At 68.4% G+C, this 12,827-nt stretch carries 13 protein-coding genes; 1 reads left to right on the top strand and 12 read right to left on the bottom strand.

Annotated elements, in window-relative coordinates; genetic code table 11:
- Positions 1–20: 20 nt before the first annotated feature.
- Together rarD and groES are read right to left on the bottom strand one after the other, a co-directional pair.
- Positions 21–974, bottom strand: coding sequence for an EamA family transporter RarD (gene rarD, locus LQ955_RS00795; protein ID WP_231026352.1), 954 nt, complete (start codon positions 972–974; stop codon positions 21–23).
- A gap of 95 nt (positions 975–1,069) precedes the next feature.
- A complete protein-coding gene (gene groES / locus LQ955_RS00790) occupies positions 1,070–1,366 on the bottom strand; it encodes a co-chaperone GroES (protein ID WP_231026351.1) in 297 nt (98 codons plus the stop codon).
- A 124-nt stretch (positions 1,367–1,490) separates the two neighbouring features.
- Between groES and LQ955_RS00785 the strand changes: the two genes are divergently transcribed.
- The gene (locus LQ955_RS00785) at positions 1,491–2,681 is read left to right on the top strand and encodes a class I SAM-dependent methyltransferase (protein WP_231026350.1); all 1,191 of its coding nucleotides are present in this window, start codon (positions 1,491–1,493) and stop codon (positions 2,679–2,681) included.
- 49 nt (positions 2,682–2,730) lie between these two features.
- On the opposite strand, the gene LQ955_RS00780 is transcribed toward LQ955_RS00785, so the two are convergent.
- The 10 genes from LQ955_RS00780 to glmS form a co-directional block, all read right to left on the bottom strand.
- Complete coding sequence (locus tag LQ955_RS00780; protein WP_231026349.1) at positions 2,731–3,642, bottom strand: DUF4190 domain-containing protein; 912 nt, start codon at positions 3,640–3,642, stop codon at positions 2,731–2,733.
- A gap of 184 nt (positions 3,643–3,826) precedes the next feature.
- Positions 3,827–4,387: a hypothetical protein gene (locus LQ955_RS00775; RefSeq protein ID WP_231026348.1), complete on the bottom strand. Its 561-nt coding sequence runs from the start codon at positions 4,385–4,387 to the stop codon at positions 3,827–3,829.
- Between the two features lie 159 nt (positions 4,388–4,546).
- Positions 4,547–4,828, bottom strand: a complete 282-nt coding sequence (locus LQ955_RS00770; RefSeq protein ID WP_231026347.1) for a DUF4190 domain-containing protein — start codon at positions 4,826–4,828, stop codon at positions 4,547–4,549.
- Positions 4,829–4,885: 57 nt separating this feature from the next.
- A complete protein-coding gene (gene tsaD / locus LQ955_RS00765) occupies positions 4,886–5,941 on the bottom strand; it encodes a tRNA (adenosine(37)-N6)-threonylcarbamoyltransferase complex transferase subunit TsaD (RefSeq protein WP_231026346.1) in 1,056 nt (351 codons plus the stop codon).
- A complete protein-coding gene (gene rimI / locus LQ955_RS00760; RefSeq protein WP_231026345.1) occupies positions 5,938–6,513 on the bottom strand; it encodes a ribosomal protein S18-alanine N-acetyltransferase in 576 nt (191 codons plus the stop codon). Before rimI ends, tsaD begins: the two co-directional genes overlap by 4 nt.
- A complete protein-coding gene (tsaB, locus tag LQ955_RS00755) occupies positions 6,510–7,235 on the bottom strand; it encodes a tRNA (adenosine(37)-N6)-threonylcarbamoyltransferase complex dimerization subunit type 1 TsaB (RefSeq protein ID WP_231026344.1) in 726 nt (241 codons plus the stop codon). The genes rimI and tsaB overlap by 4 nt, the downstream gene beginning before the upstream one ends.
- Positions 7,228–9,378 carry an alanine racemase gene (gene alr, locus LQ955_RS00750; RefSeq protein WP_231026343.1) on the bottom strand — a complete coding sequence of 717 codons (2,151 nt, stop codon included), beginning with the start codon at positions 9,376–9,378 and terminating at the stop codon, positions 7,228–7,230. Before alr (LQ955_RS00750) ends, tsaB begins: the two co-directional genes overlap by 8 nt.
- Positions 9,375–10,493 carry an alanine racemase gene (gene alr / locus LQ955_RS00745; RefSeq protein ID WP_231026342.1) on the bottom strand — a complete coding sequence of 373 codons (1,119 nt, stop codon included), beginning with the start codon at positions 10,491–10,493 and terminating at the stop codon, positions 9,375–9,377. The genes alr (LQ955_RS00750) and alr (LQ955_RS00745) overlap by 4 nt, the downstream gene beginning before the upstream one ends.
- Positions 10,490–10,945 carry a holo-ACP synthase gene (locus tag LQ955_RS00740; protein WP_313788371.1) on the bottom strand — a complete coding sequence of 152 codons (456 nt, stop codon included), beginning with the start codon at positions 10,943–10,945 and terminating at the stop codon, positions 10,490–10,492. The genes alr (LQ955_RS00745) and LQ955_RS00740 overlap by 4 nt, the downstream gene beginning before the upstream one ends.
- Positions 10,946–10,958: 13 nt before the next feature.
- Entirely contained in the window at positions 10,959–12,806 is a 1,848-nt protein-coding gene (gene glmS / locus LQ955_RS00735) for a glutamine--fructose-6-phosphate transaminase (isomerizing) (protein ID WP_231026341.1), read from the bottom strand.
- Positions 12,807–12,827 lie beyond the last annotated feature (21 nt).

Below are 12,827 nucleotides of genomic sequence, written 5' to 3'. Positions count from 1 at the left end.
TAGGGTCCAACCTATGGTTTCTATGTTTCGAGTGTGTTTTCTGTGTGTGCCGTGCGAATATCGTTAGCAATTTGTAATCCAGCTGAGCGTCGGGTGTGACGGCTGTTTCGCACCACATCGACCGACAGGATGATCAGCGCGACCCACACCAGCGCGAATCCCGCGAGGCGTTCCGGCGGCATCGGCTCGCCCAGAACCACGACTCCGATGATGAACTGCAGCACCGGGGTGAGGTACTGGATGAAGCCCATCGAACTCAGCGGAAGTCGCTTCGCGGCCGCGGCGAACATCAGCAACGGAATAGCGGTGATGACACCCGCGCCCACCATCGCCGTCGTGTGCCAGCCGTTGATATTGCCGAAGGTGAGCCCCGTGGTCGCTCCGACGACACAGAGTTGCACCACCACGATCGGCACCAGCCACATCGACTCGAGGGTGAGCCCGTTCACCGCGTCGATGCGCGGCCCGACCTGCTTCTTCAGCAGCCCGTAGAGCCCGAACGAAAAGGCGAGCACGAGCGAGATCCAGGGCACTGCGCCGTATCCCACAGCGAGCACCACCACAGCGATGCCGCTCAGCCCGAGGGCGACCCACTGCATGCGGCGCAGTCGCTCGTGCAGCAGAAAGACGCCCAGCAGAATGGTGACGATGGGGTTGATGAAGTAGCCGAGCGACGCTTCGACCACGTGTCCGCTGGTCGTGGCCAGTACGTACGTCTGCCAGTTGATGTAGATCAGCACGCCGGCGACGCCCATGGTGAGAACCAGTCGGGGCTGCCGCAGCACCGCGAACAAGCTCGGCCAGCCCCGTGTCACGGTGATCAGCACGATGCAGAAGGCGAGCGAGAACACGACACGCCAGCCCACGATCTCGAAGGCCGAAGCGGGGGCGAGAGCCAGAAAGTACAGGGGAAGAATTCCCCAGATGAGATAAGCGCCGATGGCGAAGAGCGCACCGACGGTCGTGCCCCTCATCTTCGTGCTCTCGCTGCCGGGCACTGCGTTAGAAGGAGCCGCGTTAACCGAAGGAGACCCGGGCGTCGAGGGCCCGGGTCTTCTTCTACTATTCACTATCGAACGATAACAGCCAGCACGTCGCGAGCCGAAAGCACCAGGTAGTCTTCGCCGGCGTACTTGACCTCGGTTCCGCCGTACTTCGAGTACAGCACCTTGTCGCCGACGGCAACGTCGAGCGGCACGCGGTTGCCGTTGTCGTCGATACGACCGGGGCCGACAGCCTCGACGACGCCTTCCTGCGGCTTCTCTTTCGCCGTGTCAGGAATGACCAGACCAGATGCGGTGGTCGTTTCTGCCTCGACCTGCTTGATAACGATGCGATCCTCGAGCGGCTTGATGGAGACCGACACTGTTGACCTCTTCTTTCTTCAGTTCAAAGTCAAATTTTTGGCACACTCACACTGAGAGTGCTAACTCGAGTTTAGGGGTTTCGTTAGCAGTCGGTCAACCTGAGTGCCAGCGTAGACTGACCGCATGCAGCGCACCGACCTCGAACAGCTGATGACGGCAGAGGGCCTGCGATTGCTCGACTCGCTGCCGCCGTATACGAACGGATCGAGCATCCTTCGCTCCGTAGCAGACCTGCGCAAGCAGGGCCACTCGGCCGCGCTCGTCGGCGCGGTGATGACCCAGGCCCGGTTGCGCGCCAAAGCGAAGGTGAAGTTCGGCCCGTTCGCCGAGCGGATGCTCTTCACCGAGTCGGGGCTCGAACAAGCCACGCGGTTGAGTGTGGCGGCGGCGCACGCTGGCCGCTTCCAGGCCGCCGGGCTCACCCGGGTCGCCGATCTCGGCTGCGGAATCGGTGCTGACGCACTCGCCTTCGCCGCCCTCGACCTCGAGGTGACGGCCGTCGAGCGCGATGAGATCACGGCGGCAATCGCCGCCTACAACCTCGCGCCGTTCCCCTCGGCGACGGTTGTGCACGGTGACGCCGAGACGTTCGATCTCGAAAGTGTGGATGCTCTCTACTTCGACCCCGCCCGCCGAACCTCGGGGCACACGAACACCGCGCGACTCACCGATCCCGCCGACTTCAGCCCGTCACTGGATTTCGTGTTCGAGGCCGCTCGGTCGCGGCCCACGGGTGTGAAACTGGGTCCGGGGCTCGACCGGGCGCTGCTGCCCGAGACGGGCGAGGCGCAGTGGATCTCGGTCGACGGGCAGGTCGTCGAGACCGGCCTGTGGTTCGGTTCGGTGGCCCGCCCGGGCATCCGTCGCGCCGCGCTGGTGATTCGAGGCGACACGCGCCACGAATTGACCGCCGCCGCCGATAGCGACGACGTCGAGCAGGGCCCGCTCGGCGGGTACCTCTACGAACCAGACGGCAGCGTGATTCGGGCGCGGCTGATCGGCGACCTCGCGCGCACGATCGGGGCGCACCTGGTGTCGAGCCAGATCGCCTATCTCACCGCCGACGCGCTGGTCGAGACGCCGTTCGCCTCGGCGTTCCGCGTGCGCGAGGTGTTCCCCTACAACGTCAGCAGCCTGAAGCGTGAACTGCGCGCGCGGCGCATCGGCAGCCTCGAGATCAAGAAGCGCGGCGTCGATGTCGACCCGGCCGCCCTGCGCCCGAGGCTCGCGCTGCAGGGCCCCGAGCAGGCGACCCTCTTCGTGACGCGCGCCGAGGGCCGTCACGTGGCGATTCTCGCCGACCGCCTGCCCTGAGCAGAGCGGCCGGCGAGCGCAGCCCGTGAGAGCGGGTCAGTGAGAGCGGTCAGTATGAGTAGCGGTCGTTCGACGCGATCGCGATGATGATGAAGATCCACCAGATGAGCGACACTGCGATGCCGGCGAAGCCCGTGATGATGGCGGTGATCCAGAAGCCGCGCGAGGCCGCCTCTCGGCTGCGGCCGAAGAAGCCGAGCACGATGGCGGCGATCGAGAAGATGAACCCGCCGACGCCGATGCTGAAGATCGAGATCAGAATGCCGAGGATGCCGGCCACCATTCCGATGATGCTGAGGATGGGTGCGCGCGCGGCAGATGGGGCCGCATAGCCGGCCGGCGGTGCGCCGTACTGCGGGCCGCCGTAGCCGGGCGCGGCGGGCGCTCCGTACCCCGGTGCCTGCGGGGCGCCGTAGCCGGGGGCGGGAGGCGCGGCCGGGGCGCCGTAGCCGGGGGCGGGTGGTGCGGCCGGGGCGCCGGGGTACGGAGCCTGTGGCGCGGCATAGCCGGGCGCCTGCGGGGCCCCGTAGCCGGGGGCGGGAGGCGCAGCCGGCGCGCCGTAATTGGGCGCCGATGGGGCCGCGGGGGCCGCGTAGTTCGGGGCGGGCGGCACCGGAGGGGCCGTGTAGGCGGGCGGCGCGGCAGGCGGAGCGTAAGCCGGTGGGGCGCTCGGCGCAGCGGGCGCGGCGTACTCGGGAGCGGCGGGGGCGATGTACTCGGGCGCAGCGGGAGTGGCGGGGGCGATGTATTCCGGCGCGACGGGCGCCACCGGCGCGGTGTACGACGGGGCGGGCGGCGCGACCGGAGGAGTTGGCGCCGGAGGTGCCGCGGGCGGGGCGGTAGGCGGCACATCGGGGGCCGGCTGCGCCGGGGGCGTGTCGGATGCAGCGGGCGGCACCGTGGCCGCTGGAGGCGCCTGCTCGGGGGTTCCCTCGGCGGCTGGGCTCTGTGGATCGGTCATGATGACCCTTCCTTCTGCGTATTCGGTCTCTGGCTCTTCATCGAGCCTATCGAGAGGCAGCAGACATCCGTCAGCCCCACTCGCGCCGAGCGGCACATCACGACACAATTCATCGGCAGAGACGGCGAATGGCGCGGAGCCGAAGCGCCGCGCCATTCGCCGGTGTTAGTGGTCAGTGGTCAGATCAGTAGCTGTAGCTGTTCGAAGAATTCGCGCTGACGACGATGAAAACGACGAACAGAATGATCAGAATGATCGACAACAGAATTCCGGCGAAGCCGGTGATGATGGCCGTGAGCCAGAATCCGCGGGCCGCCGGCTCTCTGCGTCGGCCGATGAAACCGAGCACAACACCGGCTACCGAGAAGATGAAACCGCCGATGCCCCAGCTGAACAGCGAGATGAGCAGGCCCAGAATGCCCGCGACCATACCGATGATGCTGAGAATCGGCGACCTGGTGCCCGGTGCTGCATAGCCTGCGGGGGGTGCACCGTATTGCGGCGCGCCGTATCCGGGCGCGCCGTATCCGGGTGCGGCGGGCGGGGCACCGTACTGAGGCGCGGCGGGCGCGCCGTAGTTCGGGGCAGGCGGCGTCGGCGGAGCGGGCGCTGCCACAGGCGGAGCCGTGTACGCGGGCGGAGCGGGCGCGACCGGTGGCGCGGCGGGCGGAGCCGGTGGTGTGGGTGCCACCAGGGGCACTTGCTCGGGAGTTCCGTCTCCGGTGGGTGTGTTGGGATCGGTCATGGTGACCTTCCTTCCGCTAGTTCGGTGCGTGAGCGCCCTCGTTACGTGGGTGAGCGCTTCGATGCTTCGGTGTGCTGCTCCCTGTGGCGAGCCTACTGAAACGGGCTTTTTCGGGCATCCACTTGCGCAGCGACCCGTGAATCAGTAGGGAGCCGTGAATCAGTACGTGGTGACGGTCGCCGAGTTCGCCGCAATCGCGATGATCACAACGAAGAGGATGATGCCGAGCACGAGCTCGACGAATCCGATGATGATGCCCGCGAGCGCCAGGCCGCGACCGCTCTCGCCCGTGCGCTTGATCTGGCTCAGCGCGACGAAACCGAGGATGATTCCGATGATGGTGAACCCGACGATCGACACCACCAGCGAAACGATGGCGAGCACATTGGTGCGGGGTGCGACGGGGCCGGTGGAGGCTCCGTACGGGGCAGGACTGGTCATTGTGATGCTCCTTCAGGTCGTGCCCATAGTGGCAGTGTCAATGACGAGGTGTCAACGTCAGGCCTGTATCTGCGTGACGGGCAGCGTCGAGTCCGCCCCGAAATCGAGCGTCGATGGCCCGTGACCGCGCATGATCAGCTGCGCGCCGAGTGCCGCGATCATCGCCCCGTTGTCGGTGCAGAGCGAAAGCGGCGGAATGCGCAGCGTCACCCCGGCGAGCGCCGCGCGTTCTTCGGCCAGCGACCGGATGCGCGCGTTCGCGACGACTCCCCCGCCGAACAGCAGCCGTGGCACCCCGAAGTCGGAACACGCCGCCAGCGCCTTGGTGATGAGCACGTCGGCGACGGCCTCACGAAAGCTGGCCGCGACATCGGCGAGCGGAATCTCTTCGCCCCGATCGCTGCGCGCCTCGACCCAGCGCGCGACAGAGGTCTTCAGCCCCGAGAACGAGAAGTCGTAGCGGTGCGCGGCCATGTCTTTCGGCTGGCTGAGCCCGCGCGGAAACCGAATGGCCTTCGGATTGCCTCCCACGGCGACCCGATCGATGTGCGGACCGCCCGGGTAGGGCAGGCCGAGCACCCGCGCCACCTTGTCGAAGGCCTCCCCCGCGGCGTCGTCGATCGTCTCGCCGAGCAGCTCGACGTCGCCGACGAGGTCACGCACGTACAACAGCGAGGTGTGCCCGCCCGACACGAGCAGCGCGATGGTCGGGTACTCCAGCGGCTCGGAGTCGGGCGTCACGAGGTCGACCCCGACATGCCCGACGAGGTGATTGACCGCGTACAGCGGCTTGCCGGTCGCGAGCGCCAGCCCTTTCGCCGCCGCGACACCCACCATCAGCGCTCCCGAGAGACCCGGCCCGCTCGTCACGGCGATCGCGTCGATGTCGTCGAACGTGAGCTGAGCCTCGGCGAGGGCGGCGTGGATGGTCGGGGTCAGCGCCTCGAGGTGCGCACGCGCCGCGATTTCGGGCACCACTCCCCCGTACCGCGCATGCTCGTCCATCGACGAAGCGATGGCGTTGGCCAGCAGCGTGCTGCCGCGCACGATGCCGATGCCCGTCTCGTCGCAGGATGTTTCGATGCCGAGCACCACGGGAGCGTTCACGTTCATGCGCCGGCCTCCGGCTGGTTCGGGTGGCGGGTCAGGCCCAAAGTGTTCGAGCCGGCTGCGTTCGAGCCGGCGGCGTTCGAACCGGCGGCGTTCGAGCCGGCCAGGTCGAGGCGCATCACTACTGCGTCGACGTTGTCGGGCTGGTAGTAGCCGCGCCGCACGCCGATGTCGGTGAATCCGAGCGTTCGGTAGAGGTGCTGCGCCCCGGGGTTGTCGGCCCGAACCTCGAGAAAAACGCGCCGTGCGCCGCGCCGGGCGGCCTCGGCGATGAGCGCCTGCATGAGCTTTCGGCCGAGGCCCTGCCCCCGGGCATCCGGAGCCACAGCGATCGTCTGAATGTCAGCATCGGCCGCGCCCCGCGGGCTGAGCAGCCCCGCGTAACCCAGCAGGGCGGCCGATGGATGCTCGGCCCGCTCGGCCACGAGGTAGTAGGTGTGGCGCAGCTCCAGATCGGAGCGCATCATCGCCGGGCTCCAGGCGTCGTTTTCGAAGGTAGCCGTCTCGAGCGCCATGATGGCGTCGAGATCAGCCGGCCCGGCGACGCGCATGACGCAGTCCAGAGCGTCGGTCATCGCTGGGTCACCCGCTTGGCTCCGGTCGAGAGGGTGACGTCGGGCGAGCGGAGGTAGAGCGCACGGTCGTCGGCGAAGGCGGCTCCGCTGCGGCGCAGGTCGGCCGCCACGAGGCCGAGTGCGGCAGCCGAGACGTGCGCCGCGTCGAGTTTCGCGGCGTGCGGGTGCGGCAGGGCATCCGGTTTCGCGAGGCCGGGGCCGTCGAGGCGCACGGGGGCGGAAGGCGCGATGGCGGGCTGTGCGGGGGTGGAATCGGGCACCGAAGCCGCGGTGGCCGCGGCGGACGCGGTGGCCTCGGTGGCCTCGGTGGCCTCGGGCAGCGTGTAGAGCGACCAGTAGACCTCGCGGCGGCGGGCATCCGAGACGACCAGCAGCTCGCCGCGGTGACCGTCGTGCTGCGCCACGCGCGCCACGGCGTCGTGGCTGACCACAGGCAGCACCTCGATGCCGCGGCCGGTCGCGAAGGCATGGGCGGCGGCGATACCGACCCGCAGGCCGGTGAACGGCCCCGGGCCCATACCGGCAACCACCGCGGTGATGTCGCCGGCCGAGACGGATGCCTCGGCGAGAGCCTGCTCGATCAGCCGGCCGATGACTTCGGCGTGTTTCATCGTGTCGTAGCCGTTCGCTTCACTGAGCACACCGTGCTCGGCGTCGACGACGGCGACACTCGTGCCGGCCGATGTGTCGATGGCGAGAAAGAGTTCGCGGCGATCAGACATCTGTCGCTCCTTCTGCGTCGGCGCGTCGCGAACGCCGAGAACGCCGGTAGAGCGACACGAGACGCGGCTCGACGGGCTCGTCGAGGTCTTCGGCGGAGTCGGCGGATGATTCGGAGTCGGCGCCGGCCACATCGGCGTCGGCAGCGGCATCGGTTGACGCGCCCTCGCTGATCGTCGCAGCGGGGGTTTCTTCGCCCTCCGCAGCGCCGTCGCCCAGCGAGACGGCGTCGGTACTCCCGCCGGCGCCACGCGGGCGCTCGATCACCAGCTCGAGGTAGTCGTCGACGATCGCCTCGATCATTCCGGCGCCCCACTCGACCACCACGATCGAGGAGGCGAAGTCGATATCGAGATCGTCGAGTTGGGCGGCACCGTCGAGCCGATAGGCGTCGACGTGCACGAGCGGAACGCCGGTCGCGGCATTCGGATGTGTTCGCGCCAGCACGAACGTCGGGCTCGTCACCGAGCCGCGCACCCCGAGCCCGGCGCCCAGCCCCCGCGTGAACGTCGTCTTTCCCGCCCCGAGTTCGCCGGTCAGCACCAGCACGTCGCCCGCGCCCAGCCGCCCCGCGAACTGCTCGCCGAGCGCGCCCATCGCCTCGGGGTCGCCGATGACCCACGTCTCAACGGGGCCGTCGTCTGCGCCGTGCACGTCGCCGTGAACTGCGCCCTGCGCGTCACCGAGCACGCCCGAAACGGTGCCGCCCGCGACTTCCGCTCCTATGCCGTCGGCATCGGCACCGCCGGGAGCATCCGCGCCTGATTGCCCGATGTGCACCCCTTCGAACGGGCGCGGATGTGCCGAAACGATGCGGTTGCCACCGCTCCCATCGGTGGCCGACGCGGCGAGCGACTCGTCGGTGACGTAGACGCGAGGCACACGTGGCCCGACCCGCGAGACGATCTCGTCGCCGATAGTGCGAGCCCAGCCCGCCCATTCTTCGGCGGTCGGGATGCTCTGCCGCGACCCGGGCACCACCGTCGCCGGCTCGGCGGTGCTCGGGGCCTGCTCAACTGAGGCAGCACTGGCACCGCTGTCGACGAGCGACCCTCCGGGCAGCGGCCCCCCGGGCATCCGCCCCTCGCCGAAGACGACGACCTCGTCGCCCAGCTGAACGTCGGCGTCACCGACGTCGACGATGAACTGATCCATGGCGATGCGCCCCGCGACGGGGTATCGACGGCCGCCGATCCACACCTGGGCGCCGTGCCCATTTGCGGCACGCGGTATCCCGTCGGCGTAGCCGAGCGGCACCAGCACGAGGGTCGACGGCCGCGAGGTGCGGTAGTCGAACCCGTATGACACGCCGTGCCCGGCCGGCACGCGCTTGACCGAGACGACCGGCGCGACGAGCGTCATCACCGGTCGCAGACCCAACTCGAGCGCGCTCTCGTCGTCGAAGGGCGTCACCCCGTAGGCCGCGATACCGAATCGCACCATGCCGAGGCGCGCTTCAGGCATGCGGATCCCCGCCGAGCTCGCCGCTAGATGCACCCGCTCGAACCGGGCGCCGAGCCCCTCGGCGACGGCAACCGCCGCGTGCAGTTCGCCCAGGGCGACCGCGTCGTCGGCGGGCGAGGCGTCGGCAAGGTGCGACCACGCCGCATACAGCCGAACCGAGCCGGCCGCGTCTGCCGCGAGAGCCGCACGCACGAGCCCCGGCCACTGCTCGACGCTGGCTCCGTTGCGGTGCAGCCCGGTGTCGATCTTCAGGTGGATGCGCGGCGGAGTGAAGGCACGGGCACCGGATGCCCGGCCATCCACGTCCCGGGCTGCAGCGATGGCCTCGATCTGCCATTCCGCCGAGATGCCGAGGTCGATGTCGGACTCCGCGGCGGCGCCGAAATCGGCGTCGGGCGCGTGCATCCACGCGAAGATCGGGGCTGTGACGCCCGCCTTCCGCAGCACCAGCGCCGCCGGAATATCGAGCACGGCCAGCGATGTCGCGCCCGCCTCGAGCGCGGCGTAGGCCAACCGCACCATGCCGTGCCCATAGGCGTCGGCCTTGACCGCGAGCATGGTCTCCGCAGGGGCCGCGAGCGAGCTCAGCACCCGCACGTTATGCCGAAAAGCGTCGAGGTTGATCAGCGCCTGCCGCGGCGGCGCGGCGCCAGAACTCGCGGCGAAGATTTTGTCGCTCACGAGGTGTACCGCCGCTTGAACCGCTGCCCGATGCGCGTGACGACCTCGTAGTTGATCGTCTCGGCGGCCTCGGCCCACTCCTCGACGGCCGGATGCCCGGCAGCAGGGTCACCGAACAACACCACCTGATCGCCCACCGCCACCTCGCCGTCGTGCACATCGGCCACGAACTGATCCATCGCGATGCGCCCCGACACCCGATAGCGCTGACCATTGATCAGCACCGGCGCGCGGTTCGACCCGAGCCGCGGAATTCCGTCGGCGTAGCCCAGCCCCACCAACGCGAGCGTGCTCGCGCCTGCGGTGCGATAGGTGTACCCGTACGACACAGCGCTGTCGGCCGGCACTCGCTTCACCGCGATGACGCGACCCTCGAGCCGCATCGCCGGAATCAGCCCCAGCTCGGCCGACGTCACGTCGTCGAACGGCGACAGCCCGTACATCCCTATTCCGAGGCGCACCATCGAGAGCCTCGTCTCGGGCAGCCTGAACGTGGCGGCCGTCGCGGCGAGATGGATGATCGGCGGCACCACCCCGACCGACGCCGCCAGGTCGACCGCCTCGTCGAACTGCTGCAGTTGCGCGCGGTCTTCGTCGTCGTTCGCGTTCGAGAGGTGGCTGAAGAGCCCGACCACCTCGAGGCGACCCTCTCCCTGTAGCTCGGCGGCGCGCTCGAACACAGCGCGCCAGGCTGAAGGCTCGGCGCCGTTGCGCCCGAGCCCCGTGTCGACCTTGATGTGCACGCGCCCCGCACGGTTCAGCGCGTCGGCCGCCACCGCGACGGCCTCGAGTTGGGCCACGCTGCTGACCCCGACGTCGATGCCGTTGCGCACGGCGGCGTCGAACGACGCGGTCGGGTCGTGCAGCCACGCCAGAATCGGAGCCTGCAGACCGGCGGACCGCAGCGCTAGAGCCTCATCAACATCGGCCACTCCGAGCCACGTCGCGCCGGCTTCGAGCGCCGCGCGCGCCACTTCGACCGCGCCGTGCCCGTACCCGTTGGCCTTCACGACGGCCATCACTTCGGTCTCGCCGACGAGTTTCTTCACCACTCCGACGTTGTTGCGAATGGCCGCGAGGTCGATGGTGGCCGAGCGGAACGGCTGATTCGTCACGCGTCACCCCGGGCATCCGCACGAGCATCCGCAGCCGCATCCGCGCCACCGGCGTGCCGATGCACCTCGCCGGGGCCCTCGGCGACCACGAAGGCGCACGCCGAATCACCGTCGTGGCTCAGCGAGAGGTGCAAGATCGTGATTCCGTGGGCGGCCACGCTCTCCGCCGCCGCGCCGACCAGCAAGAACGACGGGCGTCCGTGCTCGTTTGTGACGATCTCCATGTCGTGCCAGCGAAACCCCGTGGAGTCACCGACAGCCTTGATGAGCGCCTCTTTTGCAGCGAATCGGGCGGCTAGAGAACGCAGCGAAAGCCCGCGTTCGCCCACAGCGAACAGGCGCTCGACGAGTGCGGGCGTGCGCTTCACGACACGCTGAAAACGCGGCACGTCGACAATGTCGACGCCCACCCCCACGATCACGGTCGCTCCGCACGACGCGGCAGCGGCCACTTCTCGCTCGGCACTACTCGACCGTCACCGATTTGGCCAGGTTGCGCGGCTGGTCGACGTCGAGGCCCTTCGCGGTCGCCAACTCCATGGCGAAGATCTGCAACGGCACCACTGCGAGAAGCGGCTCGAACAACGGCCCGGCCAGCGGAATCGGAATCACCTCGTCGGCGAACGGCAGCACAGCCGCGTCACCCTGCTCGGCGACGGCCAGAATGCGCGCTCCGCGGGCCCGGATCTCCTGGATGTTCGACACCACCTTCGCGTGCAGCGAGTTCGGGTCGCGGGGGCTCGGCACCACCACGAAAACGGGCTGCCCCGGCTCGATCAGCGCGATCGGGCCGTGCTTGAGCTCCCCTGCCGCAAAGCCTTCGGCGTGGATGTACGCCAGCTCTTTGAGCTTCAACGCTCCCTCGAGCGCAACCGGGTACCCCACGTGCCGGCCCAAGAAGAGCACGGCGCGGGTATCGCTCATCCACTTCGCCAGCTCGCGAATGCGGGTGGAGGTCTTCAAGACCTTCTCGATCTTGGCCGGAATCGCACTGAGCTCGGCGAGCGCACCGCGAATCTCTGCGGGCGACAGCGTTTCGCGCACTGCAGCGAGGTGCAGCCCGAAGAGGTAGAGCGCCGCGATCTGCGCGACGAACGCCTTGGTCGACGCAACCGCGACCTCGGGGCCGGCGTGCGTGTAGATCACCGCATCCGACTCTCGGGCGATGGTCGCACCCTGGGTGTTGCAGATCGACAGCGTCTTGGCGCCGGCCTCGATGGCGTACTTGACGGCCATCAGGGTATCCATGGTCTCGCCCGACTGGCTGATCGAGACGACGAGCGTCTTCGCGTCGAGAATCGGATCGCTGTACCGGAACTCGTGCGACAACTGCACCTCGACCGGAATACGCGCCCACTTCTCGATGGCGTACTTGCCGAGCATTCCCGAGTAACTCGCGGTGCCGCAGGCGATGATGATGACCCGATCGACGTCGGCCAGGTGCTGACCGAGATCGCCGAGATCGGGCAGCGACACCGAACCCTCCACGATGCGAGTGCGAAGTGTGTTGGCCACGGCCTCGGGCTGCTCGCTGATCTCTTTGGCCATGAAGCTCGACCACCCGCCCTTTTCGGCGGCCTTCGCATCCCACGACACATGGAATTCGCTGGTCGGCACCTCGGTGCCGAAGAAGTCGGTCACGGTGACCGAATCGGGGGTGATCGTGACGATCTGGTCTTGCCCGATGGCCATGGCCCGTTGGGTGTGCTCGACGAACGCCGCGACGTCGGAGCCGAGAAAGTTCTCGCCGTCGCCGAGGCCGATCACCAGCGGCGAGTTGCGGCGGGCGCCGACCACGATGCCGGGCTCGTCTTTGTGCAGCGCGAGCAAGGTGAACGCACCCTCGAGGCGCACCACCACTCGGGCGAGCGCCGCGCTGAGCCCGTCGCCCACGTCATACTCTTCGCCCATCAGCTTCGCGGCGACCTCGGTGTCGGTCTCGCTCTCGAAGGTGTAACCCTTGGCCAGCAGCTCGTTCTTCAGCTCGGCGAAGTTCTCGATAATGCCGTTGTGGATGACCGCGAGCTTGCCGTCACGGCTGAGATGCGGATGCGCGTTTCCGTCGGTCGGGCCACCGTGCGTAGCCCAGCGGGTGTGCCCGATGCCCGTGGAGCCGTTCTGCAACGCTTCGTTCTTGAGGTCGTCGACCAGCACCGCGAGCTTGCCGGCACGCTTACGCGTCACCAGTTCACCCTCTTCGGTGATGATGGCGACTCCCGCCGAGTCGTACCCGCGGTACTCGAGGCGGCGTAGGCCGCCCAGCAGAACCTCCAGGCTCTGGGGTCGTCCGACATAGCCCACAATTCCGCACATACCAGCGATTTTACAGGGGCC

The organism is Subtercola endophyticus (assembly GCF_021044565.1).
Classification (GTDB): Bacteria; Actinomycetota; Actinomycetes; order Actinomycetales; family Microbacteriaceae; genus Subtercola; species Subtercola endophyticus.
Note: the sequence above shows the minus strand (reverse complement) of the source record. Positions and strands in the feature narration are given on the sequence as shown.

Bases quoted from the DNA above. Each gene is read 5' to 3' on its own strand.
- rarD (WP_231026352.1), bottom strand. From the start codon at position 974: ATGAGGGGCACGACCGTCGGTGCGCTCTTCGCCATCGGCGCTTATCTC.
- LQ955_RS00785 (WP_231026350.1), top strand. From the start codon at position 1,491: ATGCAGCGCACCGACCTCGAACAGCTGATGACGGCAGAGGGCCTGCGA.
- LQ955_RS00780 (WP_231026349.1), bottom strand. From the start codon at position 3,642: ATGACCGATCCACAGAGCCCAGCCGCCGAGGGAACCCCCGAGCAGGCG.
- LQ955_RS00775 (WP_231026348.1), bottom strand. From the start codon at position 4,387: ATGACCGATCCCAACACACCCACCGGAGACGGAACTCCCGAGCAAGTG.
- LQ955_RS00770 (WP_231026347.1), bottom strand. From the start codon at position 4,828: ATGACCAGTCCTGCCCCGTACGGAGCCTCCACCGGCCCCGTCGCACCC.
- tsaD (WP_231026346.1), bottom strand. From the start codon at position 5,941: ATGAACGTGAACGCTCCCGTGGTGCTCGGCATCGAAACATCCTGCGAC.
- rimI (WP_231026345.1), bottom strand. From the start codon at position 6,513: ATGACCGACGCTCTGGACTGCGTCATGCGCGTCGCCGGGCCGGCTGAT.
- tsaB (WP_231026344.1), bottom strand. From the start codon at position 7,235: ATGTCTGATCGCCGCGAACTCTTTCTCGCCATCGACACATCGGCCGGC.
- glmS (WP_231026341.1), bottom strand. From the start codon at position 12,806: ATGTGCGGAATTGTGGGCTATGTCGGACGACCCCAGAGCCTGGAGGTT.